This window comes from Myroides sp. JBRI-B21084 (assembly GCF_030545015.1).
In the GTDB taxonomy this organism is placed as follows: domain Bacteria; phylum Bacteroidota; class Bacteroidia; order Flavobacteriales; family Flavobacteriaceae; genus Flavobacterium.
In genome coordinates, this window is sequence record NZ_CP120653.1 from 405,425 (window position 1) to 432,209 (window position 26,785).

Sequence of the window (26,785 nt, forward strand, 5' to 3'; positions counted from 1 at the left end):
ATTGTTTTAGAAAAAAAAGCAATAAATACTTGCAAAGTCTTAAATCTCGTTATACATTTGCAACCGCTTAACCGATATAAATTATTAGTTAATGCAGGAGAGGTGCCGGAGTGGTAACGGAGCAGATTGCTAATCTGTCATCGGGTAACCGATGCCAGGGTTCGAATCCCTGTCTCTCCGCGGTTAGTAACCATTTTTTCGGGGTGTAGCGTAGCCCGGTCATCGCGCCTGGTTTGGGACCAGGAGGTCGCAGGTTCGAATCCTGCCACCCCGACAATTTAAACAGTTGTTTGTTTAAGGTTGGGTCCAATAGCTCAGCTGGATAGAGCAACTGCCTTCTAAGCAGTAGGTCTCAGGTTCGAATCCTGATTGGATCACAAAGCAAAAAATAATTTGATTCTTTATGAATCATTTGACTCGATAGCTCAGTTGGTAGAGCACAACACTTTTAATGTTGGGGTCCTGGGTTCGAGCCCCAGTCGGGTCACAAGTTTAGTTTACAGGCCGTTTGGAGGAATTGGTAGACTCGCCATCTTGAGGGGGTGGTGTCAAAATGACGTGTCAGTTCGAATCTGATAACGGTCACTCTCAAAAAAAATTATTGACTCGATAGCTCAGTTGGTAGAGCACAACACTTTTAATGTTGGGGTCCTGGGTTCGAGCCCCAGTCGGGTCACTAAATATATTATTAAAAAGTTTTTAGAACTTTACGTTCAACGACTCGATAGCTCAGTTGGTAGAGCACAACACTTTTAATGTTGGGGTCCTGGGTTCGAGCCCCAGTCGGGTCACAAATTTTAATGGAATAAGTTACGAACTTTACAAAGTTCAACGACTCGATAGCTCAGTTGGTAGAGCACAACACTTTTAATGTTGGGGTCCTGGGTTCGAGCCCCAGTCGGGTCACAAAATCTTTGTTTTGGATTTTAGGAGAGGTGCCGGAGTGGTAACGGAGCAGATTGCTAATCTGTCATCGGGTAACCGATGCCAGGGTTCGAATCCCTGTCTCTCCGCAATTAGTAACTTTTCGGGGTGTAGCGTAGCCCGGTCATCGCGCCTGGTTTGGGACCAGGAGGTCGCAGGTTCGAATCCTGCCACCCCGACATTTACCTTTAAGGTTGGGTCCAATAGCTCAGCTGGATAGAGCAACTGCCTTCTAAGCAGTAGGTCTCAGGTTCGAATCCTGATTGGATCACATAACGGAGCTAAGTTTTACTTTTGTTCCGTTTTTTTATACCTATTCTTTTGGGTTTAATTTTTTAATACAATCATTTAAATTATAGAAAAATAATAAAATAAATAATCATTGTTTTGGTAAAGAAAAAGCCCTTTAAAACTAATTTTAAAGGGCTTTTTTTATTAATTTTTATTGGTTGCAATTACAAATTTTAAGTTGTTTTTTACACCAATTTGTAAAACATTTACTAAGTCTTGAACTTGTAAGTTATAGGGTATGCGTACTACAACCGTTTGTGTTTTATCGCCACCTAATTTAGCTAATAAATGCGCTTCTAAATCTTGCGGGTTTACGGGTTCTTTATCAATAAAAAACTCCTTATTTTCATTTACCGATAGTGTAATTAACTGTTTGTTTGTTTTTTCTGTTGATTCTGCCTTAGGTAATGTCATTTTAATAACATTGGGATTTGCTAAAGTAGAAATAATTATAAAGAAAAGTAGTAGAAAAAACATAATGTCGCTTAGTGATGACGTTGCAACTTCTGCATGGAATCGTCTATTTCTCTTTATGGCCATTTGGTCTTTGTATAATGTTAATAAATTTTAAAATATTTTTCTGAGCCTGAAGTGCAAAATTATCTATTTTTCCGTTTAATAAATGGTAAGCTGCATAAGCTATAATACCAACAATTAAACCAGCACCACTACTAATCATTTTTTCGTATAAACCGCCCGATATATTTGCAATACTAATATTTTCGGTAATTGATATGTTATAAAATATTTTAATTACCCCCGAAATTGTTCCAACAAAACCAAGCGTAGGTGCTATACCTGCAATGGTTCCTAAATGGTTTAATTTTTTTTCCATTTGGGCAATTTCAATATTGGTTACTTTTTCCATGTTCGATTCAATTTCCGAAATTGGTCTTCCAATAGTCAGTAAACCTTCGTGTAATACTTTTGCTTCAGAAGTTTCTTCACGTTGTACCGATGCAATTGCTAAATCTAAATTACCCGAATTTAATTGAGTATTTAACGATTCCATTAAACCAGCATTGGTTTTTTTTGCCATTTTTTTTATAAAAAAGTACCTTTCAAATGTTAAATAAATAGTGTAAATAAACAAAATAACTATAGGTATTAAAAATACGCCCCCTTTTAAAACAAACTCAAATAATGTAAGTTCTTTGGTTTGGGCAACGTTTTCAACAATAGCTTGTGTTGTTTGTGTTAAACTGTCGGGTGCAGTTTGTAAAAAAAATGTCATCATAAAGTTTTATTTAACGCTTAAAAAATTGAATTTTGTAGCTTACTATGTTTTAAAAATTATTTGTGCTAAATAATGAAAAAAATATCAGAAAATTAAATTAATACGATACAATTTTTGCTTTTTATGGATAACTATATACAAACGGTAGAGTGGATGTTTGCCCAGTTACCAATGTTTCAACGCATAGGGACAGCTGCTTTTGAAAAAGATTTAACAAAAACATTAAAGTTTGCCAATTATTTACATAACCCTGAAACTAAATTTAAATCTATACATGTAGGTGGTACTAATGGTAAAGGTTCAACTTCATCATTAATCGCATCGGTTTTGCAACAATCGGGTTTAAAAGTTGGTTTGTACACTTCACCGCATTTAGTTGATTTTCGTGAACGTATTCGAATAAATGGTCAAGAAATTTCAAAAGATTTTGTAGTAGACTTCATAAATCAAAACAAAAATTTTCTAGAAGAAAATAAACTTAGTTTTTTTGAAATGACAGTAGGTATGGCTTTTGAATACTTCGCTCAAGAAAAAGTTGATGTTGCGGTTATTGAAGTTGGTTTAGGTGGACGTTTAGATTCTACCAATATAATTACTCCATTAATTAGTGTGATAACCAACATTGGTTGGGATCATATGAATGTTTTAGGAAATACTTTACAAGAAATTGCTGCCGAAAAAGCGGGTATTATTAAGAATAACGTACCTGTGGTAGTTGGTGAGTTTACAAATGATACAAAAACGGTTTTTATAGAAACAGCACAGCAACAAAATGCACCTATTTATTTTGCATCCTCATGTGATGATATTCCTGATCTTTCTTCCGATTTAAAAGGGAACTACCAAATACACAACAAAAAAACGGCTTTCAAGACGTTACAATTGTTGAAAAATTATTTTAATATAACAAATACACATATTTCAGTAGGTTTTAAAAATGTAACTAAAAATACAGGTTTAAAAGGCAGATGGACAATTTTATCTGAAAATCCATTGATTGTAGCCGATACAGCCCATAATAAAAACGGATTAGAACTTGTAATGCAACAAGTACAGCAACAAAAATTCGATAAATTACATATTGTTTTCGGTGTTGTTAATGATAAAGATATAGACGGAATTTTACCCTATTTGCCCAAGAATGCACAATATTATGTAGCCAAACCAAACGTTCCTCGCGGACTAGATGCTAATATCTTACAAGATATTTTAATAAAAAACGGTTTTATAGCAAACAGTTTCTCAACAATTCCGGTTGCACTACAATACGCAAAACAACAAGCAAAACCAACCGATATGATATACGTTGGCGGTAGCACTTTTGTAGTAGCCGAAGTCGTTTAAAAGTAAGTAACTATTCATACCCCGTCAATCACTTGGCGGGATTTTTCTTTTTGGGCGTTCCCCTCACAAACCGCCTTAGCACTAAATACAAGTAAAAACACTCAAACAGTACAATAAAGCATAGCGGTAAATAGGCGGGTCGGGCTGTATGCTCATAGCTTTTATCGGCGCTTCGAGTGCCTCAGCCGCCAATAAAAGGCTATCCGCTGCCATCCCTAACGCAGGCTTGCAGTTTTTAAAGTTGTTTAAGACTTAATATTCCTTTTTGTGAAAAAATCATGCATTTCAATTTTTTTACAACTTCAACGATTTCAAAGGAAGAAACGGGTTGAGCTATCGATGAACGAACCGCGCAAAGCGCTGAATTAGATGATGCTACGCAAATGTATTATTACGGCGCACGTTATGGAGTTTATGCTGAGCCCGACGAAGTAACCCAAGAATCAGTATATTTGTTAGTGTAGATCCGCTGGCGGAGAAAACAATGACGCCTTATCAGTATGTAACTAATAATCCTATTATGTTTACTGATCCTACAGGGATGGAGCAGGAAGGTGGAATAAAAGACTGGTGGAACAAAGTATCATCATTTTTGGGTTCTTCTACACAAGCTGTTCCAAGTGAAGATGAAGTAACGGAATTAGATGAAGTAGTTGTTTTTGCAAATAGAAAGCGTTCGTTTTGGAAGAGAATAGGATTTTCTAAAGATGAATTTTCTCGCGATTGGGAGAATAATAAGGAGAAGTCTGGTTGGAATCATTTTGCAAATTACAAAGATGCAGTTGGAGGAACAGGTGGATATAAGATTTGGGGAGCTGGTAGTGAAGATAGAGGAAATTTTAAATCTGAAGACAAGCCAAAATCGATCAATGCGAGTGATATGGGAAATATCGGAGCAGGAGGAGCAAATTTGGGTGCGAAGTTATTATTTTTCCGTGTTGCTGATGGAATCCAAATGTTTAATTCTGCTTATTCTGGTAGAGTATCAATAAAAGATGACGAAAATGTGAAAAGAGGTGTAGAAACTATTAAAAGAACTTTGTATAATGGAGTTAATGATTCACTTCTAATAAATTTAAATCCTAAACAAAATAATATACTGCAACAACAATCACCAGAAGGAGAAAAATTCAGAGATTCATTGCGGAAAAAATATAATTTCAATACCTATAAATAATGACTACAAAGAGAAAGATTAAAATAATATTAACACTCACGATTTGTATTTTCTTTTTAAAATGTAATAGTAAAGATAATAGTACACAAATTTTTGAAATTGATAAAAAGTATAAATTTGAGAATAAAAATGCATATGAATTTAGTAAAGACTCAATGTTTACACGTGTAGAATTGTTTTATAATCGAAGTTTAGAAGATTCTGTTTATACTGTTGGAATTAAACAGGAAGAAGGGTATTTAATTAGAGCACGTGGTTGGGGATTTAAAGAAAGGAGAATAGGTGATTGGTATTATGAAAAAGTTTATGATAATCAAAGAGTTGTTATAGATAGTATTATAAATTATGTTTCGTTTTGTAATAAAAATCCACGAAATACTATAAAAAAATTCAAAAGTAATAAACTTAACAGATCGAAAGGGTATTTTTATGAGATTGATATGAACAAAAATGTTACTGTTGGAGATACCTTAAACATAAGATTAGATTTTTTATATGATACATTAATATATAAAAATGTAGGTAGAGAACTATACATTTTTATTCCGTCAGATTTTCATAATTTATGTGATGCTACTCAAAATGTGGTAGATAGTTTTCCTGTAATTGGTAATACTGCAAATATGAGATTACTAATTAGCGAAAAAGATCGGGGTAAAAATCGTTATTTAGGATATTATTACTTAATTCCTAAAAAACAAAAGAATTCGTTTACAGCTACGCAAATTTTTACAGAGATTAATTTTGAAGTAAAATAACGGTAGAGTATCAAATGGGTAGTGTAGGTAGTGTACCCAGCTGCGCAAAGTCTCCCGACTTTGAGCAACAATAAAACAACCAGCAGCCTCTATACACACGTATGAAGGCTGTTTTACTATAAAACACTTTACTGTAAATATAAAATCCGTGCCAATGAGTGTAATCTGTGGTAAAAAAATAAAAATTTTCAATACCAAAAGACCAGCTGCGCAAAGTCTCCCGACTTTGAGCAACAATAAAAACCAACAGTCTCTTAACACATGTATTGAGGCTGTTTTACTATAAAACACTTTACTTTAAATATAAAATCCGTGCCAATGAGTGTAAACTGTTGTAAAAAAATAAAAATTTTTAATACCAAAAGCCCCGAGCGAAGCGAACAGGCAAAGTAATATTACATATAGTAAGTATGTTTTATTTAGTAAAAACACCCCAACAACAATCGTAATTCAAAATTCATAATTCGTAAATTACTACAATTAAGTAGGTTATAAAAAAACTAAAAAAACATTTGCAAAAAGCTTGCAAAAGCCAAAAAAAGGGTGGTATATTTGCACCCGCTTAGCAGCACAGCAAGCAACACGTTCCTAGAAAAAAAAAGTAAAAAATAAATTTGGATGGTATTACAAAAGGTTGTTATCTTTGCAGTCCGTTCAAAAAACAAAATAGGGGCGATTAGCTCAGCTGGTTCAGAGCACCTCGTTTACACCGAGGGGGTCAGGGGTTCGAATCCCTTATCGCCCACAAAAAAAACTAAAAAAAGTTTTGGTAGATTAGAAAAAGTTACTACTTTTGCAACCACTTTAAGAAACAAAGCGACAGAAGAAGAGACAAGTTCATAGACATATTGGATTAACAGAAAAAAAAGAGTAAGAGCGTAAGAGATTACGTTTTTAAACGACACATCAAAAAATATAAAAAACATACGATGAAGAGTTTGATCCTGGCTCAGGATGAACGCTAGCGGCAGGCCTAACACATGCAAGTCGAGGGGTAGAGGAAGCTTGCTTCCTTGAGACCGGCGCACGGGTGCGTAACGCGTATGCAATCTACCTTATACTAAGGGATAGCCCAGAGAAATTTGGATTAATACCTTATAGGATATAGGAATGGCATCATTCAGATATTAAAGATTTATTGGTATAAGATGAGCATGCGTCCCATTAGTTAGTTGGTGTGGTAACGGCACACCAAGACGATGATGGGTAGGGGTCCTGAGAGGGAGATCCCCCACACTGGTACTGAGACACGGACCAGACTCCTACGGGAGGCAGCAGTGAGGAATATTGGTCAATGGACGCAAGTCTGAACCAGCCATGCCGCGTGCAGGAAGACGGTCCTATGGATTGTAAACTGCTTTTGTACAGGAAGAAACACTCCCTTGCGAGGGAACTTGACGGTACTGTAAGAATAAGGATCGGCTAACTCCGTGCCAGCAGCCGCGGTAATACGGAGGATCCAAGCGTTATCCGGAATCATTGGGTTTAAAGGGTCCGTAGGCGGCCTTATAAGTCAGCGGTGAAAGTTTTTGGCTTAACCAAAAAATTGCCATTGATACTGTAGGGCTTGAATTTTGGTGAAGTAACTAGAATATGTAGTGTAGCGGTGAAATGCTTAGATATTACATGGAATACCAATTGCGAAGGCAGGTTACTAACCAACGATTGACGCTGATGGACGAAAGCGTGGGTAGCGAACAGGATTAGATACCCTGGTAGTCCACGCCGTAAACGATGGATACTAGCTGTTTGGTTTTCGGACTGAGTGGCTAAGCGAAAGTGATAAGTATCCCACCTGGGGAGTACGGGCGCAAGCCTGAAACTCAAAGGAATTGACGGGGGCCCGCACAAGCGGTGGAGCATGTGGTTTAATTCGATGATACGCGAGGAACCTTACCAGGGCTTAAATGTAGATTGACGTATTTGGAAACAGATATTTCTTCGGACAATTTACAAGGTGCTGCATGGTTGTCGTCAGCTCGTGCCGTGAGGTGTCAGGTTAAGTCCTATAACGAGCGCAACCCCTGTTGTTAGTTGCCAGCGAGTAATGTCGGGAACTCTAGCAAGACTGCCAGTGTAAACTGTGAGGAAGGTGGGGATGACGTCAAATCATCACGGCCCTTACGTCCTGGGCCACACACGTGCTACAATGGCCGGTACAGAGAGCAGCCACCTAGCGATAGGGAGCGAATCTATAAAGCCGGTCACAGTTCGGATCGGAGTCTGCAACTCGACTCCGTGAAGCTGGAATCGCTAGTAATCGGATATCAGCCATGATCCGGTGAATACGTTCCCGGGCCTTGTACACACCGCCCGTCAAGCCATGGAAGCTGGGGGTACCTGAAGTCGGTGACCGCAAGGAGCTGCCTAGGGTAAAACTGGTAACTAGGGCTAAGTCGTAACAAGGTAGCCGTACCGGAAGGTGCGGCTGGAACACCTCCTTTCTAGAGATGGTTTAAAAATCTCTTACTCTTAACTGTTAGTTCAAAAAAAAGGTAAAAAATTACAGAGTCTCGTAGCTCAGCTGGTTAGAGTACTACACTGATAATGTAGGGGTCGGCAGTTCGAGTCTGCCCGGGACTACTTTTAATTACGAAATAGAAAATTACGAATTAAAAAGCTGTGAAAAATACCATAAAAGGAAATTTTAGAAGTTGAGTTATCAACAATCCGCTGAAAGCTAACGGCTGATAACTGAAAGCTAAAAGAATGGGGGATTAGCTCAGCTGGCTAGAGCGCCTGCCTTGCACGCAGGAGGTCATCGGTTCGACTCCGATATTCTCCACAATTCGCATCAAGCGAAAAAAGTTCATTGACATATTGAGATACATTTAAAAAGTAGAATAATATTAGAAATAATATAAAGCACATTTAATCTTTAGGGATTAAAGTAGAGCACAATAAGCAAAATAAGGGCGTATGGGGAATGCCTAGGCTCTCAGAGGCGACGAAGGACGTGATAAGCTGCGAAAAGCTGCGGGGATTGGCACATACGAATTGATCCGCAGATATCCGAATGGGGCAACCCACTATGTTGAAGACATAGTACACCGATAGGTGAGCAAACCCGCTGAACTGAAACATCTAAGTAGGCGGAGGAGAAGAAAACAAAAGTGATTGCGTAAGTAGTGGCGAGCGAACGCGCAGAAGCCCAAACCAAAGTTGTTACGGCAATTTTGGGGTTGTAGGACCACGACATTTTAAGCTAAGCGAATTAGAATCATCTGGAAAGATGAACCGTAGAGGGTGATAGTCCCGTATAGGTAAGTGAAGTATTAGATAGTGGTATCCTGAGTAGGTCGGGGCACGTGAAACCTTGATTGAAACCGGCGGGACCATCCGCCAAGGCTAAATACTCCTGAGAGACCGATAGTGAACCAGTACCGTGAGGGAAAGGTGAAAAGAACCGTGAATAACGGAGTGAAATAGAACCTGAAACCATACGCCTACAAGCGGTCGGAGCCCATTCGTTGGGTGACGGCGTGCCTTTTGCATAATGAGCCTACGAGTTACCGTTGCTGGCAAGGTTAAGTAATTAAGTTACGCAGCCGAAGCGAAAGCGAGTCTGAATAGGGCGCTATAGTCAGTAGTGGTAGACGCGAAACCGTGTGATCTACCCATGGGCAGGTTGAAGTTTGGGTAACACCAAATGGAGGACCGAACCGGTTGACGTTGAAAAGTCTTCGGATGACCTGTGGGTAGGGGTGAAAGGCCAATCAAACTCGGAAATAGCTCGTACTCCCCGAAATGCATTTAGGTGCAGCGCTGATATAGTTTATTAGAGGTAGAGCTACTGATTGGATGCGGGGGCTTCACCGCCTACCAATTCCTGACAAACTCCGAATGCTAATAAATGATTTACAGCAGTGAGGGCATGGGTGCTAAGGTCCATGTCCGAGAGGGAAAGAACCCAGACCATCAGCTAAGGTCCCCAAATGTATGCTAAGTTGAAAAAACGCGGTTTGATTGCCCCGACAGCTAGGATGTTGGCTTGGAAGCAGCCATTCATTTAAAGAGTGCGTAACAGCTCACTAGTCGAGCGATCGAGCATGGATAATAATCGGGCATAAGTATACTACCGAAGCTATGGATTTGTATGTAAATACAAGTGGTAGGGGAGCATTCTAAACTGGGTAGAAGGTGATTTGTGAGAATTGCTGGACTGTTTAGAAAAGAAAATGTAGGCATAAGTAACGATAATGCGGGCGAGAAACCCGCACACCGTAAGACCAAGGTTTCCACAGCTATGCTAATCAGCTGTGGGTTAGTCGGGACCTAAGGCACACCCGAAGGGGGACGTCGATGGCCAACGGGTTAATATTCCCGTACTTGTAATAGTTGTGATGGAGTGACGCAGTGGTGAAAGTACCGCGAACTGACGGAATAGTTCGTTAAAGCACGTACCTATAGGTTTGATAGTAAAATGCGTCGAACTTGGAGAAATGCGATAGTACACGGAGCCTTCGGGCAAAGTGATAGTGTACCTAAAGGCTGTCAAGAAAAGCTTCTAAACTTAGATTATTACAACCCGTACCGCAAACCGACACAGGTGGTCGAGGAGAGTATCCTCAGGTGCTCGAGAGATTCATGGCTAAGGAATTAGGCAAAATAGACCTGTAACTTCGGGAGAAAGGTCGCCAGCAGCAATGCTGGCCGCAGTGAAAAGGTCCAGGCGACTGTTTATCAAAAACACAGGGCTCTGCCAAATCGTAAGATGAAGTATAGGGCCTGACACCTGCCCGGTGCTGGAAGGTTAAGAGGAGATGTTATCTTCGGAGAAGCATTGAATTGAAGCCCCAGTAAACGGCGGCCGTAACTATAACGGTCCTAAGGTAGCGAAATTCCTTGTCGGGTAAGTTCCGACCTGCACGAATGGTGTAACGATCTGGACACTGTCTCAGCCATGAGCTCGGTGAAATTGTAGTATCGGTGAAGATGCCGATTACCCGCAGTGGGACGAAAAGACCCTGTGCACCTTTACTATAGCTTAGTATTGTTCTTGGATAAGTGATGTGTAGGATAGGTGGGAGACTATGAAATGGCGTCGCTAGGCGTTGTGGAGTCATTGTTGAAATACCACCCTTTGCTTATCTGAGATCTAACTCGATACATGTTGAGGACATTGCTTGGTGGGTAGTTTGACTGGGGTGGTCGCCTCCAAAAGAGTAACGGAGGCTTCTAAAGGTTCCCTCAGCACGCTTGGTAACCGTGCGTAGAGTGCAATGGCAAAAGGGAGCTTGACTGCGAGACTAACAAGTCGATCAGGTACGAAAGTAGAGCATAGTGATCCGGTGGTTCCGCATGGAAGGGCCATCGCTCAAAGGATAAAAGGTACGCCGGGGATAACAGGCTGATCTCCCCCAAGAGCTCATATCGACGGGGGGGTTTGGCACCTCGATGTCGGCTCGTCACATCCTGGGGCTGGAGAAGGTCCCAAGGGTTGGGCTGTTCGCCCATTAAAGTGGCACGCGAGCTGGGTTCAGAACGTCGTGAGACAGTTCGGTCTCTATCTACTGTGGGCGCAAGAAATTTGAGTGGATCTGATTCTAGTACGAGAGGACCGAATTGGACTAACCTCTGGTGTATCAGTTGTGCCGCCAGGTGCATCGCTGAGTAGCTACGTTGGGAAGGGATAAGCGCTGAAAGCATATAAGCGCGAAACCCACCACAAGATGAGATTTCTTTAAAGGGTCGTTGAAGATGACAACGTTGATAGGCTACAGATGTAAAGGCAGTAATGTCATAGTCAAGTAGTACTAATAGCCCGTAAGCTTATGTGCTCTAGGAATTGCTTTATAAAAATAGTATTGAGAATTTAGTATTAAGACTAAACTTGAAATAATCTACAAAAAGTATCGAAAATATGTTAACAAAATAGTTTGTTACAAGTGTAATAAACCAAAAGCTTAAGGTGGTTATAGCATCGGGGCTCACCTCTTCCCATTCCGAACAGAGAAGTTAAGCCCGATAGCGCAGATGGTACTGCATTTTAATGTGGGAGAGTATGTCGCCGCCTTTTTTTAGTAAAACCCCAATCTGAAAAGATTGGGGTTTTCTTTTTTTATAGGTGCGGCGTGTCCCTTTGGTCAAGTCATCGCCTTTTTTTAAATCCTCATCAGTAATGATGGAGATTTTTTGTTTTACCACTGATTGCACTAATTATAACTGTTTTTTTTACAATCTACACAATGCAATATTATCAGGCTAAAGCCGTGTTTTATTTTAATTACTTTACATCGGGTTAAAACCCGACGCAATTGATGGTTTTTCTGCACTTTAAACCTTAAACTTTTTAACCACAGATTGCACTAATTACCACTTATTTTTTTACAATCTGCTGCAATAGGGATGGAGCGTTTGTTGGAGCTATTTGTTTTTGCTAAAAAACAAAAGCGACTCGCGAGAGCCCGACCCGCAACGTAGTGGAGGGGATTGCCCAAATGAGAATGGTTTTAAGATGTTAAATCTTTTAAGAAATTATAAATTAAATTGGTTTCGTAGCCTTTGCGAATTAGGAAACTTGTCCATTTTTGTTTTTTGGCGTTTAAGGACGTTTCTGATATGCTATGCCACTTCTTTTCGGCTAAAGTGTAAAAGTTGCTTAAATAGTCGGTTTCTATTTCTTTTAAGGCTGTTTTAATATTGTACGCGGAAATGTCTTTAAATTTTAGTTCTTGTTCAATTCGATACTTCCCCCAGCCTTTTATGCGATGTTTACCACGTGCGAAGCTTTTTGCATAACGTTCTTCGTTTAAATAGTTATTAGCAACTAGGTGATCTAATATATGATTAATTGCGGTTTGGTACATGCCAAGTGATTGCAACTTGCTTATAACGTCTTTATAACAACGGTCTTGGTAGGCACAGTAATATTCTAATTTTTTAATGGCTTGATCTACAGAAAGGGCATTGTTATTCATTTTTTTTACAAATGTATTGTTTGTTGTAGGTTTTGTAAAAGGAAAAAATCCTCGGGATTGAGGATTTTTTGAGTTTATTTATCTTTAGAATCGATTTCTTCGTTTAAATCATCATCTTCAAAATCTTCGAAATCAGCTTCAGAAGTTTTGAACTCGTTCATAATTGCATCTAATTCTTCATCGGTCAATTCTTCGTCTATTTCAATATCTTCTAGTAACATTTCAAAACGCGATGTGTTTTTTTTCATTCGTTTTGCTATTTTTTCAAAATTACCAAATAGCTTTTCATACTGTTTAAGCATGGCTTGCTGTTTACTAAGTAATTTGCTTTGCTTTTTTAGCTGCTTTTTTAATTCTTCTTTTTTCATGATGATACGATTTTTAACTTTAAAGATACCAAATTTTTTTTAATTAATTGAAAGACTATTTATGTAGTTTGATATTATATATAATGAATGATTTACATTTTTAAAAAGGCAAATGTGCTAATTTGAGTATTTTTATTCTGTCTTATATTTTAATCTATGAGCAGTTTATTTTCGATAGTTTCAGTTTCATTATCGATTTGTGGTAATAACATTTCTAATTTTGAGTACTGTTTAATCATTTTTACTGTGATAATTGCTAATGGAATGCCCATAACATTTGCAATCATTCCAATAATTGTTGCAGTTGTTAATTCGTTTAATGTTTCGGCTTTTAACGAATATCTAAAAAAGAATTGCCCTATAAAGTTATTTAAAAGCCACAATCCCCACCATACTTTTACAATGTTTTTTGATAGATTTATGTTTTTGTTTGTATTGTTTTTTATGAGTAATACGTTTGTTTTGGTAAACATTTCTTCCATAATTTGAAAAGGTCTGAACAAGTTTAAGATTGGTATAAACCAACAGTATACAGGCCAATTTTCTGAACTTGACAAATTATCTACTTTTAAATGTAGATTTGAATATGCACGTTGAAACCATTTTATAAAAGTTACGGCCGAAATTAAAAAGGCAATTATATATATAAAACCAATTAATTGTTCGCGTTTATCGTTTGCGTTTGCACTTTCAGGTGTTATTTCTATACCGTTTGAAACTGATTCTAATAAATTATATTGCATAGAACCCGATATTAGGGAAATGATTTCTATTAAAAGCATTACCCATATTAATACAATTGCATATTTTGCATTTTGTGTATTTGGTTTTAGATTTTTCATTTTTATTATTTTTCAATTGTGTTTACTTAATATTTATTTATTTTAAAACATGATGTGCTAAAACTTTTTGTACATCGTACACATTTACCGATTTGTTAAATTGTTTTCTAATACTTGGAATTTGCTCGCTTGAAATCCAAATTTTTAATTCGGCGTCAAGGTCAAAAGTTCCAGAGCTTTCAATACTAAAGCGGGAAATACTTTTATAACTTACCGAAGTGTATTCGGTTTTACTACCCGTTAAACCTTGAACATCAATAAGTATTAATCTTTTGTTGGTAAAAATAAGGGTGTCTCTTATTAATTTAAAGCCCATTTCAATAACTTCTTCGTTGGTAAGTAATTGATTGTATTTTTTTTGTAATTCGTCTTGGCTAACTGCGCCTGCGTTTCCAAGTAAAGCTGAAAAAATTCCCATGTGTTTAATTTTATATGATAGTATTAATTCCATTTCCAATTTAAATCAACATCATAATTACTATTTAAATGCCTTGTAAGTTGTTTAAGGTTGTTTTGAATATTAGCTGCATTCGACATTTTATTTTTTGGGTGTTTTAATTGATTTAAAAATGAAGTACAGCAAAGGAATAAAAACAATTGCTAACGAAACAGGTAAAAACCAACTACCTAAGCCTATAGTTTCGCCAGTTGCATGTTGTATGGTTTTATAATCGATTATAAAAAATATAAATACCACACCTAATTTTAAATACCGGATAAGTTTGGTTGCATTGGTATATTGTTCTAATGCGTTTTGGTTTGTAATGGGTGTTAAGTAATTAAAAGCATGCGGAAATTTATTAAGTATAGTTAATACTACAAAAAGCAATGTTGCTATAATAGGCAATCCAAAAATAGATGTTTTAGAGCCATAACCATCGGCTACACCTGCTGCATTGTAATGCGTTGGTATGGTTTGCGGTAAATTTGCATAATTTGTTAGGGTAATAAACCAAAGGGCTATTAAGGTAAACCAACCTATGGCTTCAACAAGATTATCGGTAGGTGTGTTTTTAATTTTTAGTTTTGGTCTTGATTCCATTTTAAAAATTTAGAGCAGTTGAATGTAGTTTTATTTTTGAATAAAAACGTATGATACCAAATATACAAAAAAGCCATTCACAATTAATTGTAAACGGCTTCTACTTTAATTGTTTAAAAACTTAGCAAGTTTTATAAATGTTAGTTTTTATATGTATGCTATTTTTTTCTTATTTGGTTTACATTTTTATTCATTTGATGACGTACAATGTTTTTAAAAATCCATTGTTTAAACAAATTCAACTTTTGTTGATGTTTTTTATAAAATTCATCGGGGGTATTAAAAACTCCAAAATCTTGGTTAATACCTTTATCTTGAATGTATGTATTGTTTAAGTTCCAATCGATATTAGGTTTATCAAAATTGTCTGTATAAACTCCGTAACCGCAAAAAGTAGTTTGGCAATCAGAAAATTTATCTTGTAAAGCAGATAAATAATCTTTATCAAGTATAACGCCTTCTAAATTATACCACTTATCATTTATTTTTACTTCTACCCAACTATGAAGAATATTCTTAGGAGATAGTTTATACCAAATACCGCTTAAAGCACCTTTTTGCAACGCTTTATCAATGGTAAAGCCGTGTATTCTATTTTCTATACCGGTTGCTCTTAACAAAGCCATTAATAATGTTGACTTAGTATTGCATTGACCATACCCATCTTCTAAAACTTTTGAAGCAGGAATAGCATCACTTGTGTTATAGCCAAATTTAATTTCGTCTCTAACAAAGTTGTAAATAAATTTAACTTTATCAACATCGTTTAATTGCCTCCAATTTTGTTTTTCTACCAACTTTTGTATTAACGTATTTGAATAGTTTAAAAGTGGCGTTTCTTTTAAGTAACTGCTCATATCATTATGGAATGGTTGTTGAAACTTTATAAGATTGTTGTTGTTTTTAAATTTTTATTTAAAAGCAAACTAATTTAGTACCCCGTTTACTGATTTTATAGCTGGTGGTAGATTTGTTTCGTTCAACATTTCTCGTAAATCAATTTCAATAGTTCGACAAATAGACATCATAGGAACATCGTTCATTAGTCCTTGAAATGGATTTTCGGAATAATCACCAATAACTTCCATCATAATATAAACCCAACCAATTAAAGCGGTTAAAGGAACCGAAAGCCAAATGCCCCAAGCAGCAACATTTGCTAATTCAGGAACCATGCTAAAAGGTAATAACAAAATAAAAATAGCAACAAAATAATGACTCATTGCCGAATATTGCCTTGGTAACGGAAATTTTTTAATGCGTTCATTCTGCCCTTGCAACGTGTAAAAGCTTCTTAAAACATTCTCTAATTCCATGTGTCTAAAATCGTCAATTAAGTCGTGTTTTCGTAATTCTCTTAAATCTCTAGATTGTTCATTAATTATTTGTGTAGCCGTATTAGCGTAATTAATTAACCTTTCAAACTCGTTTTCTGGTAAAAACTTTCGTAGTTCATCTTGAGTAATGTTATCATCTAACAAACCAACGCCAAAGTTTTTGTAAAAATACCTTGCAGATCTTTGGGTGTCACCCGTTTGGCTTAATCGTTCCCATTCTGTAGGAACCAATAATTGGTTTCGGTGCGTGTAAACCCAAGCAATATGGCGGTGAATAAGCCGTTTTTTTATTTCATGTATTTCTATATCGCTTTTATTTATTTCTGTAAACTGGTTACTTATATAACCATCAACCATCATGCCCCAAGTTCTGCTTTCGTTTATAATTCCTCCCCAAATTTTACGAGCTTCCCATAAGCGGTCGTAGGCATTATTGTTTTTAAAACCAACATAAAACGCAACTGCCGTACCAATTACAGATACAGGAAGCCAAGGGATGTTAATGTTTAAAATTTTAAAATAATACAAAAACGCTACTACTGCGTTAAATAAAATAAGCCAAAAAAGATATTTCCCCGACCATTTTATTAAATTTAAAATACTTATACCTTTAGTTGTTATTATTTGTGTGTTTTTTATTTTGTTTGTTAACAGGTTTATAAGCAAATATATATTTATTTAAGTAGAAATGCGTGTTTTTTAGGAAAGTTTAAAACAACCTATATTTGAACCATAAAAAAAAGCAGTAATCATAAAATTACTGCTGGTATATTTTAAAGCTACACTTCGAAAACTCCATACTACATGAAAAGCTCACTACGGTTCCGTTCAACGGGCTTTACTTCACTTGTTTATTATTTGTTTTGGTGTTCAGTGATTTTTAATTCATCTCGTGCCCTCCGGGCAAGACGACCCGAGGGCTCTGCCAGAACTGAGCGAAGCTAAAGCTTAGTTATTAGCCGTTCGTTTTTATTAGTTCTAGTTTTATACAATTAGTATTAATTTTCTCTAAAGCATTTAAGAATTCAGAAGTATCTAAGAAATAACTTGGATAAGCTTTTTTCAAATCCTTAAAAGATGTTGCAGACACTAAAACAACTGCACTTTTTGAGTCATCAATTTTTCTTTCTATTTCTAAATATTTTTGTGTTGCTAATTCATATTTGGATTTACTGAATACGTTGATTGTTACTCCTTTTTTTTCAGTATTAATATGTATTAGATAATAATCACCTGGAAATTTTTGTTTTTCAAGATGCTCAGTTGTTACTCTTAATGCTTTTAATGTATCAATCACATTTAATTTAACACATAAATTATAACATTCTACCATTAGTTCTTGCATTGTATTATCTTTATGCTCATCTAATACAGGTAGATTCTCTTTAATTGCAAATAATGAGCTAACAACTCTAAAAAAAATTAACCATTCATCTGGACCTTGACTTGACTTTAATGAGGTTTTGGTTATAATTCCAGCGGTTTCGACAGCAGTTGCCCAATTATGTTGAAGTTTTGTTCTTATTTGTAACTCAACTTTTAGTTGATCATATTCTGGAACTTTGGAAGAATATTTATATATGTAATGAATACTTCTATATCCAGATGGTTTTGGATTTTCTACATAATCATTACATTTTTCAAATCGATTATAATAATTTGTATTTTCCAAAATAGCTTTAAGCTTATATAAATCTTTTACATCTTTTAAAACTGCTCGATAACCACCCACATCTTGCATACCACCTAAGCCCATTTGAGGGTTTAAATCTAATTTATACACTATAGATGTTAGACGTTTTAATCTTTGAGAAATAAGAATTGGTGATATTTTACTTTTTTCTAGTAATTTCACTAATCTTCTCTTCATTACCTTAAGCGGTTGTAAATGATTAGTTCTCCAATCATTTATTAGATTTAACGCATCATTAATTTCTTCTTCAGATTTAGAAGTTAATAATATGTTTCCTGCTTTAGTTATTTTTTTACGAGAGTATTTCATAAAATGACGGCTAACGAAAAGGTATTGGCTGAAGTGCGGGCTAAATTGGACTGAAAAGTTCAATTTCGACCAAGCGAAGCCGATATTTTTTCGGTGAGACTAAATTAGTTAAAAAAGTTGAACTGAAAAATAGCGGCGACTAAAAAAGTAGAGTAGCAAACCTAGACTTTAACCCCGCATTTCGCCAATACAATGTTGGTGGCAGGCAAAATTTATTGTAGTTTGTCTATTCATTATTGTCAGTAATGTCAAGTTTGTACAACCAATATCGTTTTCCAAGTCGTTGGTCAATTTCTTTTAAAATCTTAAAACCCAAACTCTCATAAATATGTCTTGCAGTATCCATCATTTCCGAAGTATGAAGTGCAATTATTTTTTCGTTGTCCTGTCTTGCTTTGTCAATACATATGTTTGTAAGCTTTCGTCCAATTCCTTGTCCTCCATAGTTTGGGTCAACAGTTACAAATCTTATATAGCACCATTCTTTGTCATAAATTTCAGTAGGATTTCCTTTTGGAACAAGAAATGCCATTCCTATAATTTCGTCTGTGTCATTTGTTGCGACAATACTGTGTGATTTGTCAAGTAGCTCTTTATACGTTTTGTCGTCTGTCAAACTGTTTTGCAACTTTTGCCAATTTTCAACTGTCAAATTTGGTTGAAATTGTCCCCAAGATTTAATAGCTAGATTTTTTAAGTCTTTCAAATCGTTATATGTCGCTTGTCTTATTGTTATGTCCATTCGTCAATGTCTATTAGGTGTGTTTGGATTGCTTGCCACCAACGGGGCGGCGGCTTTGCGAAGTTCTTTTTCCGAGCTTGCTCGGAGAAAGGATTTAGCAAAATCGCATGATGTGCGAAGTTCGCGAAGCGACAAGCTCCACATCGTTTCGGAGCTTTCCGTTCGGGCGGGAAATCGAAGCTCAAAAGCCGATATTATTACTAAAGTTTAATTGAAAAGCTACTGTTGAATGAAGCACTTCAGCCCCGCTTTTGGCAATACCTTGTTGGCTGCTGCGCTTATTTTTTTATATCTTTTAACTTCCAAAACCAGTATATTCCAGCTATTGGAATTCCAATTGTAACTACAGAATTTAAGTATCCAGTATTTTGTAATCCAAGTCCTAAAAATGTAAATTGAAAAATTTTAAAACCGAATCCACTGACTACATTATAAATTAAAGTTGGAAAATTAAAAATTACAACAGCGATATATTTTAACCACTTTCTTGAAAGGTTACTTTTTCTAATTTTATTGATAACGTAAATATTGAATATTGGTATGATTAGTGAAATGAAACCAATAATATAAAGTAAACTTGTATTAGGAATAGGCTCTTTAATATCTAATACATTAATATTAAGTAATTTCTTAGAATTATCATCATATAACATTTCTACTACTCCAAAATTAGTTTCGTTTTCAAATTGCAAAGTTACAACGGTAGTATTTTTAGGATTGCTATTTTTAGCAACTGTAGAGAATTGTTTATTGGCAGCGATAAATTCATATTCAAGGTCTGCACCGAATTGATTTAAAATAGTAGTACGAAATTCTTCTAAACCATTTTTCATCTGGTTAATATCTACATTTTTTGCAGCTTCAGATTCTAAAGCAAAATAAGGTAAAGATTTATCTACATTTTGTTTTAAAATGGTATTCATAAATTCCTTTGAAGAATCATTATACTCAATTGTATTGTTTATAAAGTTGCAAGAGGATAAAAGAAAAATAGTTAATAAAGGAAGAATAAATTTTAATTTCATATATAATTTCTGATTAGTTTTCTTTAGCATTACCGCTAACGAAAAAGTATTGGCTGAAGTGCGTGCTAAATTGGACTGCAAAGTTCAATTTCGACCAAACGAAGCTGATATTTTTTCCGTGAGACTAAGTTAGTTAAAAAAGTTGAACTGAAAAATAGCGGCGACTAAAAATGCAGAGTAGAACAACCAAGACTTACACCCCGCATTTCGCCAATACTATGTTAGCGGAAGTTTTTATTTATTACCAAATTCTTCAAATAATTTTGGGCATATTTTTTTCATACTGTCCGGATTTTCCTCTTGCCAAGTAAATTCAAATTGAGGATAATTTCCTTCTTTAGTAGTAAAATTTTCTTCATCGATATAATCATAGAGTTCTTTTCCTGTCATTTTCTCAAATGCTTCTAAAGCAACATACCAAAATAATTCAAATTCATAAAAGTCTTCTTCACCAAAATCTTTTTGAGAAATTAATGTGTCGGGATTTTCTTTGGCTTTATAATAGACTTCTTTTCCTCTTGAAATTACCCAATTTCTGAAATATTCAAATCCGTCGTCAGAACTTCCTCCATTCATTAGATAACTTGCACACCACATTTCAGAATTATAAGTATCATATAGAAATTTGTCTGTTCGTAAACGAAAACCAATCATTTGTTTTGGTGTTAATTTACTAATTTCAGATATTAAAAATTTTTCTTGACCGTCTTGATTTTTTGAATTTCTTAATGAATTGTCAATGATTTTCCAATATAAATCTTCATCTAGCATTTCAGCTGTTTTTTCAATTTTTAAAGAGTCAGAATTAGGTTTTGAAATGTGTTCCGACTGTTCTTTTTTTCCAAAAAGTTTATCAAAAAATCCCATATTATTTTTATTAGAGTTGTTACAAGATAAAATTGTTGAGTAAATTATTATTAGGACCGCTGTTTTCATAAAATCTCTGCTAACGGTTTGGGGCTTGGCGAAGTGGGGGAAATCGAAGCACAAATGTTCAATTTAGCACCTAAGTTCATTAGAAGTACAATGTTCAAATTTAGTACTTCAGCCCCACTTTTGGCAAACCCATGTTAGTGGCTGGCTTTATTTAGTCTTATTGTACATTCTTTATAATATTTCTCTTCTTCAATATTTTTTTCTTTCTTCCAAAATTGTTCTAAATCCTTAAATCGCTTTGAATAGTCAAACTCAATTGCATATTTCAATTTCTCTAATGCTCTTGGTGATAAGTCAAATTTTCCTTGATACAATTCTTCTATGCTTTTATGAAAGTTCAATACACATTTATAGTCTTTCACATTTGAAATTGAAAACATATTTACAATTTGTTTAGAAACCGCTTTGCGAATGTTGTATTTAGTCTCTTGTCCATAGTCAATAAGTCTAAATGTAGAAACTAAACCAACACCATCTTTTAATTCTGAAAGACCAAAAAGGTAATTGTATTTAGGATTATAAATGTCGTGTTCAGTTATACCTAAAACAGCAACTGCATCTTTAGGTTTATTATTTTTCATAAGAGCTTCAATAAATGAACTTGCATGAATTTGTTCCGTCAAAGTCGGTGTTCCCCCTTTCATTTTTGAGTAATAGTCAAAGTCAGAGCTAGGAACCATTCGTGTTTGAATAGAACTGATTTTCTTAATACTATCATAAGATACTCTATCTAAAACTTTAACTTCTAACTGAAGAAACGCTTTTAAATATTCAACTTCTTCCTTTATAATCTTTTCAACTTCTGGTTTCATATTTCCAAATGGAAGAATATAAACTACTTTTCGGTTAGAGTCAACTTTATTCGGATTTGAGTTTATATAGTCAGTTAAATTTTTATCATAGTCTTTCATTGTTAACCTTTCGTGCAGGTCGTCAATTGGTTTTAATGAATATCCTACTGTGTCAACTGTAATTTTATTTTCAGTTTTATTCACTTCGTCAGGATTTGTCATTTTCGATTTGTCCGAATTACAGCTCCAAATTAGAAATGTTATTATTGCGATTAAAAATGTATGTTTCATATTTCTATGCCGGTCTTTAAGCTTGCCGCTAACGAAAAAGTATTGGCTGAAGTGCGGGATAAATTGGACTGAAAAGTTCAATTTCGACCAAACGAAGCCGATATTTTTTCGGTGAAACTAAATTAGTTAAAAAAGTTGAAACGGAAAATAGCGGCGACTAAAAAAGTAGAGTAGAACAACAAAGACTTTCGCCCCGCATTGCGCCAAACCCATGTTAGGCACGGTGCTTTTATTTCTTCTTGTTCTGTTCATTAGATTTTTTCCAATAGTCTTGATAGAATTTGATTTGCTCTTCAAGTTTTATGTCCTTACCTGTCAAATAACGATGATAGCTGTAAAGAATAATTCCCGACATATCGTCTGGGTGATAAATTCCTAAGTCATTGAAATATTTGGACAATCTTGAGCCGCCCCAAAGTTGCCAATTATTTCTCATCCACATTCCAAAGCCGTGATGTGCTCTACCGCTAAACTCGTCTTCTGTCCACTGTTTAACTTTAACTTTTGTTGAGTCGTCCCAAAAACCGTCAATTTGTTTAAAACAATCTTCAAGGTCTTTAGGAATATAAACTCCACGCAAACTGTCGGTTGTGAAGCGAACACTATCTTCTCTTGCCCACTTATTTTCTATGGTTTGATATGGATGAAGTATTTCATTTTCATTATAGCTCTCTCCAAGCAATGTCTTTTTAAAGGCAATTAGTATAACTGTTTGTTGGTGCTGATTTGATGAGACACCCTTGTCGATTAAATACTTTTTAATCTTTGATTTTTTGTTATCACTTTCAGTCCATTCAAAAATGGTTTTATAGTCTCCGTCCCAAGGATAGCATAAATTAATCAGACTGTCATTTCCCGTCTTTTTGATTATAGCTTTTAAACTGTCTGGGAGTCTGTTTGTAAAATGGTTATTGCTTCAGCAAAGTCCTTGGGAGCTTTCTTTTTCTGTCCATGCGATAAATGAACAGTTAAAAGAAAAAATGTCAGTATTATTACTCGTGTCTTCATAGCATTGTGCCTAACGAAAAAGTATTGGCTGAAGTGCGGGCTAAATTGGACTAAAAAGTTCAATTTCGACCAAACTAAACCGATATTTTTTCAGTGAGACTAAATTAGTTAAAAAAGTTGAAACGAAAAATAGAGGCGACTAAAAAAGTAGAGTAGAACAACCAAGACTTTCGCCCCGCATTTCGCCAATACAATGTTAGGCGATGTATTATTTCTATTCGGTTTCATTATTCCCCCAAATTATAATGTTTGATAAGTTTCTAGTTTTAAATTTGTCTGATAAAGCGTTAATCTTTACAGAATATTCCGTCAAGTCTAATTTCTTCTTTGGTTGTAAATGGGTCAAATGTCTCAAATTCGTCTTTACAATAAATGACAATTTCATTTCCACTTTTTGTTATTAATGGAGAAGGGTGCCCTTCTGTTAGATAAAATTCACTAAAGTCTTCATTTAGTATTTTTTTCCAAAGTTGTATTTCTTCTAAAAGCCCACAACATTGTGGATAAAGTTCAATATTGCCATTTTTAGAAATTGCATAGCCTCCAAAAAGAGAAATTGAATCATTTATATCTGTATCACCAATGTGAAGATTAATAACTCTTTCGATGTCTTCTATGGAAATGTCAAAAAGTTTGTATTGATAATTCCCTTTTAAAATAGGTTCAGGAAAACTCAAATAATTCTTATCAATTTCCCTTTTCTGGTAACTATCCCACTCATTTGTATTACTCAAATAATTTCCACTCGGAATGATTTCACTTTCCTTGTCGCTGGTTCAATAAGAGGAATAAATTCTATTTTGTTCATCTTTTACGGTGCGTCTGTAAATATATCGCCTAACGGGGCGGCGGCTTTGCGAAGTTCTTTTTCCGAGCAAGCTCGGAGAAAGGATTTAGCAAAATCGCATGATGTGCGAAGTTCGCGAAGCGACAAGCGCATCGTGCGGTGAAGGCGCCGCCCCGATGTGGCGAAAGGAGCGTAAGCGGATTTCGCCACATCGTTTTGCTAGTAGGCGCAAGTTGGGATTAAATATGCGAGTTTTTTCCATTAAACACAAATTTGCCAAATACAAAACCAACTTTCCATAAGCACTAAAACCCAACTTGCGCTTACTAGCTGTTAGCTGCAGTATTTTTAATTTTCTATATATTTTACAATTTTAGCTGGATTACCAACAACGACAGCATTGTCGGGAATATCTTTTGTAACAACTGCGCCTGAACCTATTACTACATTATCTCCAATATTAACTCCCATTAAGATTACCACACTTCCACCAATCCAAACATTATCGCCTATGTTCACAGGCTTTCCAATTCCTAAATATTTTTTTCGTCCTTCCGCTTCCATTGGATGCCCAACGGCATATATACCAACTTTAGGTCCCATCCATACATTGTTTCCAATAGTAACTGTGCCAATATCAAGGATGGTAACATCAAAATTGGTGAGGAAATTATCTCCGATATGTATGTTTTTTCCAATATCACACTTAAAACCTGGTTTGATACTCGCGTTTTTACCCAACGTTCCAAATAGGTCTTTCAACAATTCATTCTTTTCATTTATTTGTGAAAAAGAAAGTTTATCTATTTTTTCACATAGTTCAATAGCTCTATTCTGTATTTTTAAAATTTCTGGGTCTTCCATTTTATAGTATTCCCCGTTTCTCATTTTTTCTAATTCTGTCATATTCACGTTTTGTTTATATTGCAGCTAACGAAAAAGTATTGGCTGAAGTGCGGGCTAAATTGGACTGAAAAGTTCAATTTCGACCAAGCGAAGCCGATATTTTTTCGGTGAAACTAAGTTAATTAAAAAAGTTGAACTGAAAAATAGCGGCGACTAAAAAAGTAGAATAGTGCAACCAAGACTTTCACCCCGCATTTCGCCAATACAATGTTGTGCGACGTTTTTTTTTAATCCCACCAAAGAAAAAATGATTTGGAATCTTTAAGAGCTTCAATAAGTTTGTCTAAATCTCCAACTCCTTGGTCAACAATATCTGGACAAAAGTCATACATTTCGGTAGAAAAAGATCTTAAGTCATCGGGAAGTTTTTTAAAATCACCTGACAAATAATCAAAACCAACCCCATTTAATTCAATTCCGTAAAGTTTATCCCAAACTTTAAGTTTTTCTATTAATTGAGGTGTATTCATATCATAATTTACTGCATTTGTTCCTTCAAAATAAAGTGGTTCATATTTATTTTCGGATTTTAAGATAGTTATTACATCATCTTTTTGGTTATAATTTTCTTCAGATTTGTAAATTATTAGACCTTTTTCGATTAGTTTTTGCTTAAAGTCTTTTACAATTTTAGTTGCAATATCTTCCTTTGAATTAATTTTGATAGCTTTAGGTAGTTTTTTTGAATAATTTTTTAGTTCTGGAATATCATCATACAAATTTTCGCGGTCTTCAAATCCTTTTGCAAGTTCAAAATTTCCATTCGTTAGACTTTTTATTTCTTGTGCAGTTTCTTTGTCAAGTTTTAATTCGCCAATTAGTTTGATTTCAGAATCGTTTAAATTATTTTTTTGTCCATTACAAGAATTTAATCCAAGCAAACAAAAAATCGAGAATATTATTTTCTTCATAGCGTTTTATTAAATGTTGCACAACGTCCCGCGGCTTTGCGAAGGAGCGGATTAGAAAGACCGAACTTTCAATTTTGCACAAACGTAGCAAAACCATTTTTTATTTTTGCTAAATTACAAAAAAGAGCAAAAAGAAAATGGTTTTTGCAGATAAAAGCACAAATGTTGAATTTTACACTTAACCCGCTCTTTTGCAAAACCGATGTTAGTGGCTGCCGTTATTTTTTCATAGTTTAGTGATTTAATTTTCCGTAAGTAACTCATAGAATTTTTTTACGGCTTTCTTTTCATAAGCATTTTTCAGGGAAATAATCATTGCGGTTCGGCTCATATTTTTTCCTTTAATCAGAATGGTAGATAAACCTTTATCGTTTACACTTGCTCCACTCATAAAAGTATGCCAATTTCCTGTTTTTACTAATTCAAAAATTGTCGGAACGTCATTTATTTCTATGCGGATATTGGGTTTTAAATTGTTTTTTCTAAATGCTTCGTTCATAAATTGAATAGTGCTGTATCCGCTTGCAGGAATTGCCAAAGGCAATTCTGCAATTTCTTTCAGCGTAATGGAAGTTTTATTCGCTAAAATTGATTTTTTTGATGTTACCAAAGTCATTGGTGAACTGAAAAGCGTTTGATATTTAAAATCTTGTTCTTTGGTCGTTTCATTAAATGTCAAAACAAAATCCAATTGAAAATGGTTGAGTTTTTCGATAAGTTCGTTGGACGTGCCGAAAAAAATCTGAACATTGATTTTAGGAAATTGTTCAGCGAATTGTATCAATGCTTTCGTTAGTAAATTTCGCAATCCGTAAGTTGCACCAATCGAAATTTTGCCTGTATGGAGATTGTTTAAATCTTTCAGTAAAAGAAATCCGTCATTGGCTCGGTTTACACTTTGCAAAGCGTATTCCGCAAACAGTTCTCCTGCTTCAGTTAATGTTATTCGTTTGCCAATTCGATTGAATAACAAAACGTCTAACTCATCTTCTAACTGTTTAATTTGTTGCGACAAAGTGCTTTGACTGATGTGCAAATTGTTTGCCGCTTCCGTAAAATTTAGAAATTCCTTTGCTTTCAGAAAGTATTTAAGTTGTCTTAATTCCATTTTATAAATCGGTTTTAACGATTGATGTTATCGAAAAA

22 protein-coding genes, 14 tRNA genes and 3 rRNA genes are annotated in these 26,785 nt (G+C 35.2%); 20 read left to right on the plus strand and 19 right to left on the minus strand.

The features are described 5' to 3' along the window. The first annotated feature begins 96 nt into the window (after window positions 1-96). From P3875_RS02025 to P3875_RS02075, 11 genes are all read left to right on the plus strand, one after another. Window positions 97-180, plus strand: a tRNA-Ser gene (locus P3875_RS02025). Between the two features lie 19 nt (window positions 181-199). After that, window positions 200-274 (plus strand) — tRNA-Pro (locus P3875_RS02030). Between the two features lie 29 nt (window positions 275-303). Next, window positions 304-377 (plus strand) — tRNA-Arg (locus tag P3875_RS02035). A gap of 37 nt (window positions 378-414) precedes the next feature. Beyond that, window positions 415-487, plus strand: a tRNA-Lys gene (locus P3875_RS02040). 15 nt (window positions 488-502) lie between these two features. Further along, window positions 503-585 (plus strand) — tRNA-Leu (locus P3875_RS02045). 18 nt (window positions 586-603) lie between these two features. Continuing rightward, window positions 604-676 (plus strand) — tRNA-Lys (locus P3875_RS02050). 42 nt (window positions 677-718) lie between these two features. Further along, window positions 719-791: transfer RNA gene (locus P3875_RS02055), tRNA-Lys, on the plus strand. Window positions 792-833: 42 nt separating this feature from the next. Further along, a tRNA-Lys gene (locus P3875_RS02060) sits at window positions 834-906 on the plus strand. Between the two features lie 23 nt (window positions 907-929). After that, a tRNA-Ser gene (locus tag P3875_RS02065) sits at window positions 930-1,013 on the plus strand. 15 nt (window positions 1,014-1,028) lie between these two features. Continuing rightward, window positions 1,029-1,103 (plus strand) — tRNA-Pro (locus P3875_RS02070). Window positions 1,104-1,121: 18 nt separating this feature from the next. Then, window positions 1,122-1,195, plus strand: a tRNA-Arg gene (locus P3875_RS02075). Between the two features lie 164 nt (window positions 1,196-1,359). Here P3875_RS02075 and P3875_RS02080 read toward each other — a convergent pair. Then, window positions 1,360-1,755: an ExbD/TolR family protein gene (locus P3875_RS02080; protein ID WP_303444594.1), complete on the minus strand. Its 396-nt coding sequence runs from the start codon at window positions 1,753-1,755 to the stop codon at window positions 1,360-1,362. Continuing rightward, window positions 1,736-2,449, minus strand: a complete 714-nt coding sequence (locus P3875_RS02085; RefSeq protein WP_303445410.1) for a MotA/TolQ/ExbB proton channel family protein — start codon at window positions 2,447-2,449, stop codon at window positions 1,736-1,738. Before P3875_RS02085 ends, P3875_RS02080 begins: the two co-directional genes overlap by 20 nt. Window positions 2,450-2,575: 126 nt before the next feature. Between P3875_RS02085 and P3875_RS02090 the strand changes: the two genes are divergently transcribed. From P3875_RS02090 to rrf, 9 genes are all read left to right on the plus strand, one after another. Then, window positions 2,576-3,796, plus strand: a complete 1,221-nt coding sequence (locus P3875_RS02090) for a bifunctional folylpolyglutamate synthase/dihydrofolate synthase (RefSeq protein WP_303444595.1) — start codon at window positions 2,576-2,578, stop codon at window positions 3,794-3,796. A 469-nt stretch (window positions 3,797-4,265) separates the two neighbouring features. Beyond that, entirely contained in the window at window positions 4,266-4,973 is a 708-nt protein-coding gene (locus P3875_RS02095) for a hypothetical protein (protein ID WP_303445411.1), read from the plus strand. After that, on the plus strand, window positions 4,973-5,731 hold the full coding sequence (locus tag P3875_RS02100; RefSeq protein ID WP_303444596.1) for a hypothetical protein: 759 nt from the start codon (window positions 4,973-4,975) through the stop codon (window positions 5,729-5,731). The genes P3875_RS02095 and P3875_RS02100 overlap by 1 nt, the downstream gene beginning before the upstream one ends. 670 nt (window positions 5,732-6,401) lie before the next feature. Next, window positions 6,402-6,476, plus strand: a tRNA-Val gene (locus P3875_RS02105). A gap of 181 nt (window positions 6,477-6,657) precedes the next feature. Next, window positions 6,658-8,175, plus strand: a 16S ribosomal RNA gene (locus P3875_RS02110). A gap of 65 nt (window positions 8,176-8,240) precedes the next feature. After that, a tRNA-Ile gene (locus P3875_RS02115) sits at window positions 8,241-8,314 on the plus strand. Between the two features lie 128 nt (window positions 8,315-8,442). After that, a tRNA-Ala gene (locus P3875_RS02120) sits at window positions 8,443-8,516 on the plus strand. 113 nt (window positions 8,517-8,629) lie between these two features. Next, window positions 8,630-11,512 (plus strand): 23S ribosomal RNA (locus tag P3875_RS02125). Window positions 11,513-11,638: 126 nt separating this feature from the next. Next, window positions 11,639-11,750, plus strand: a 5S ribosomal RNA gene (gene rrf / locus P3875_RS02130). Together the 16S, 23S and 5S rRNA genes with 3 tRNA genes alongside form the textbook arrangement of a ribosomal RNA operon. 433 nt (window positions 11,751-12,183) lie before the next feature. Here the strand turns inward: rrf and P3875_RS02135 are convergent. The 17 genes from P3875_RS02135 to P3875_RS02215 all read right to left on the minus strand — a co-directional run bounded on the left by P3875_RS02135 (window position 12,184) and on the right by P3875_RS02215 (window position 26,747). Then, the gene (locus tag P3875_RS02135; protein WP_303444598.1) at window positions 12,184-12,651 is read right to left on the minus strand and encodes a regulatory protein RecX; all 468 of its coding nucleotides are present in this window, start codon (window positions 12,649-12,651) and stop codon (window positions 12,184-12,186) included. Between the two features lie 74 nt (window positions 12,652-12,725). Continuing rightward, entirely contained in the window at window positions 12,726-13,019 is a 294-nt protein-coding gene (locus P3875_RS02140; protein WP_303444600.1) for a hypothetical protein, read from the minus strand. Window positions 13,020-13,168: 149 nt separating this feature from the next. Further along, a complete protein-coding gene (locus tag P3875_RS02145) occupies window positions 13,169-13,861 on the minus strand; it encodes a DUF4328 domain-containing protein (protein WP_303444602.1) in 693 nt (230 codons plus the stop codon). A 37-nt stretch (window positions 13,862-13,898) separates the two neighbouring features. Continuing rightward, window positions 13,899-14,279, minus strand: a complete 381-nt coding sequence (locus P3875_RS02150; RefSeq protein WP_303445412.1) for a PH domain-containing protein — start codon at window positions 14,277-14,279, stop codon at window positions 13,899-13,901. 120 nt (window positions 14,280-14,399) lie between these two features. After that, the gene (locus tag P3875_RS02155) at window positions 14,400-14,903 is read right to left on the minus strand and encodes a DUF1648 domain-containing protein (RefSeq protein WP_303444604.1); all 504 of its coding nucleotides are present in this window, start codon (window positions 14,901-14,903) and stop codon (window positions 14,400-14,402) included. A gap of 158 nt (window positions 14,904-15,061) precedes the next feature. Further along, complete coding sequence (locus P3875_RS02160; protein ID WP_303444605.1) at window positions 15,062-15,760, minus strand: transglutaminase-like domain-containing protein; 699 nt, start codon at window positions 15,758-15,760, stop codon at window positions 15,062-15,064. A 69-nt stretch (window positions 15,761-15,829) separates the two neighbouring features. Beyond that, the gene (locus P3875_RS02165; protein ID WP_303444606.1) at window positions 15,830-16,906 is read right to left on the minus strand and encodes a bestrophin family protein; all 1,077 of its coding nucleotides are present in this window, start codon (window positions 16,904-16,906) and stop codon (window positions 15,830-15,832) included. 289 nt (window positions 16,907-17,195) lie between these two features. Next, the gene (locus P3875_RS02170) at window positions 17,196-18,242 is read right to left on the minus strand and encodes a RelA/SpoT domain-containing protein (protein ID WP_303444607.1); all 1,047 of its coding nucleotides are present in this window, start codon (window positions 18,240-18,242) and stop codon (window positions 17,196-17,198) included. A 226-nt stretch (window positions 18,243-18,468) separates the two neighbouring features. Further along, window positions 18,469-18,984 carry a GNAT family N-acetyltransferase gene (locus P3875_RS02175; RefSeq protein WP_303444608.1) on the minus strand — a complete coding sequence of 172 codons (516 nt, stop codon included), beginning with the start codon at window positions 18,982-18,984 and terminating at the stop codon, window positions 18,469-18,471. 278 nt (window positions 18,985-19,262) lie between these two features. Further along, window positions 19,263-20,009 carry a hypothetical protein gene (locus P3875_RS02180; protein ID WP_303444609.1) on the minus strand — a complete coding sequence of 249 codons (747 nt, stop codon included), beginning with the start codon at window positions 20,007-20,009 and terminating at the stop codon, window positions 19,263-19,265. Between the two features lie 234 nt (window positions 20,010-20,243). Further along, a complete protein-coding gene (locus tag P3875_RS02185; RefSeq protein ID WP_303444610.1) occupies window positions 20,244-20,876 on the minus strand; it encodes a DUF4240 domain-containing protein in 633 nt (210 codons plus the stop codon). Between the two features lie 203 nt (window positions 20,877-21,079). Beyond that, window positions 21,080-21,958 (minus strand): archaemetzincin, encoded by an 879-nt coding sequence (locus P3875_RS02190; RefSeq protein ID WP_303444611.1) that lies wholly within the window; start codon window positions 21,956-21,958, stop codon window positions 21,080-21,082. Window positions 21,959-22,256: 298 nt separating this feature from the next. Further along, window positions 22,257-22,709 (minus strand): DUF6794 domain-containing protein, encoded by a 453-nt coding sequence (locus P3875_RS02195; RefSeq protein WP_303444612.1) that lies wholly within the window; start codon window positions 22,707-22,709, stop codon window positions 22,257-22,259. Between the two features lie 613 nt (window positions 22,710-23,322). After that, window positions 23,323-23,769: a hypothetical protein gene (locus P3875_RS02200; RefSeq protein WP_303444613.1), complete on the minus strand. Its 447-nt coding sequence runs from the start codon at window positions 23,767-23,769 to the stop codon at window positions 23,323-23,325. A 401-nt stretch (window positions 23,770-24,170) separates the two neighbouring features. Further along, complete coding sequence (locus P3875_RS02205; protein ID WP_303444614.1) at window positions 24,171-24,728, minus strand: sugar O-acetyltransferase; 558 nt, start codon at window positions 24,726-24,728, stop codon at window positions 24,171-24,173. Window positions 24,729-24,955: 227 nt separating this feature from the next. Continuing rightward, window positions 24,956-25,639, minus strand: a complete 684-nt coding sequence (locus P3875_RS02210) for a DUF4253 domain-containing protein (RefSeq protein WP_303443207.1) — start codon at window positions 25,637-25,639, stop codon at window positions 24,956-24,958. 241 nt (window positions 25,640-25,880) lie between these two features. Continuing rightward, window positions 25,881-26,747 carry a LysR family transcriptional regulator gene (locus P3875_RS02215; RefSeq protein WP_303444615.1) on the minus strand — a complete coding sequence of 289 codons (867 nt, stop codon included), beginning with the start codon at window positions 26,745-26,747 and terminating at the stop codon, window positions 25,881-25,883. Window positions 26,748-26,785: the final 38 nt, after the last annotated feature.

What these genes read in the sequence shown, in the direction of transcription:
- P3875_RS02080 (WP_303444594.1), bottom strand. Translation starts at nt 1,755, where the DNA reads ATGGCCATAAAGAGAAATAGACGATTCCATGCAGAAGTTGCAACGTCA.
- P3875_RS02085 (WP_303445410.1), bottom strand. Translation starts at nt 2,449, where the DNA reads ATGACATTTTTTTTACAAACTGCACCCGACAGTTTAACACAAACAACA.
- P3875_RS02090 (WP_303444595.1), top strand. Translation starts at nt 2,576, where the DNA reads ATGGATAACTATATACAAACGGTAGAGTGGATGTTTGCCCAGTTACCA.
- P3875_RS02100 (WP_303444596.1), top strand. Translation starts at nt 4,973, where the DNA reads ATGACTACAAAGAGAAAGATTAAAATAATATTAACACTCACGATTTGT.
- P3875_RS02135 (WP_303444598.1), bottom strand. Translation starts at nt 12,651, where the DNA reads ATGAATAACAATGCCCTTTCTGTAGATCAAGCCATTAAAAAATTAGAA.
- P3875_RS02140 (WP_303444600.1), bottom strand. Translation starts at nt 13,019, where the DNA reads ATGAAAAAAGAAGAATTAAAAAAGCAGCTAAAAAAGCAAAGCAAATTA.
- P3875_RS02145 (WP_303444602.1), bottom strand. Translation starts at nt 13,861, where the DNA reads ATGAAAAATCTAAAACCAAATACACAAAATGCAAAATATGCAATTGTA.
- P3875_RS02150 (WP_303445412.1), bottom strand. Translation starts at nt 14,279, where the DNA reads ATGGGAATTTTTTCAGCTTTACTTGGAAACGCAGGCGCAGTTAGCCAA.
- P3875_RS02155 (WP_303444604.1), bottom strand. Translation starts at nt 14,903, where the DNA reads ATGGAATCAAGACCAAAACTAAAAATTAAAAACACACCTACCGATAAT.
- P3875_RS02160 (WP_303444605.1), bottom strand. Translation starts at nt 15,760, where the DNA reads ATGAGCAGTTACTTAAAAGAAACGCCACTTTTAAACTATTCAAATACG.
- P3875_RS02170 (WP_303444607.1), bottom strand. Translation starts at nt 18,242, where the DNA reads ATGAAATACTCTCGTAAAAAAATAACTAAAGCAGGAAACATATTATTA.
- P3875_RS02175 (WP_303444608.1), bottom strand. Translation starts at nt 18,984, where the DNA reads ATGGACATAACAATAAGACAAGCGACATATAACGATTTGAAAGACTTA.
- P3875_RS02180 (WP_303444609.1), bottom strand. Translation starts at nt 20,009, where the DNA reads ATGAAATTAAAATTTATTCTTCCTTTATTAACTATTTTTCTTTTATCC.
- P3875_RS02185 (WP_303444610.1), bottom strand. Translation starts at nt 20,876, where the DNA reads ATGGGATTTTTTGATAAACTTTTTGGAAAAAAAGAACAGTCGGAACAC.
- P3875_RS02190 (WP_303444611.1), bottom strand. Translation starts at nt 21,958, where the DNA reads ATGACAAATCCTGACGAAGTGAATAAAACTGAAAATAAAATTACAGTT.
- P3875_RS02205 (WP_303444614.1), bottom strand. Translation starts at nt 24,728, where the DNA reads ATGACAGAATTAGAAAAAATGAGAAACGGGGAATACTATAAAATGGAA.
- P3875_RS02210 (WP_303443207.1), bottom strand. Translation starts at nt 25,639, where the DNA reads ATGAAGAAAATAATATTCTCGATTTTTTGTTTGCTTGGATTAAATTCT.
- P3875_RS02215 (WP_303444615.1), bottom strand. Translation starts at nt 26,747, where the DNA reads ATGGAATTAAGACAACTTAAATACTTTCTGAAAGCAAAGGAATTTCTA.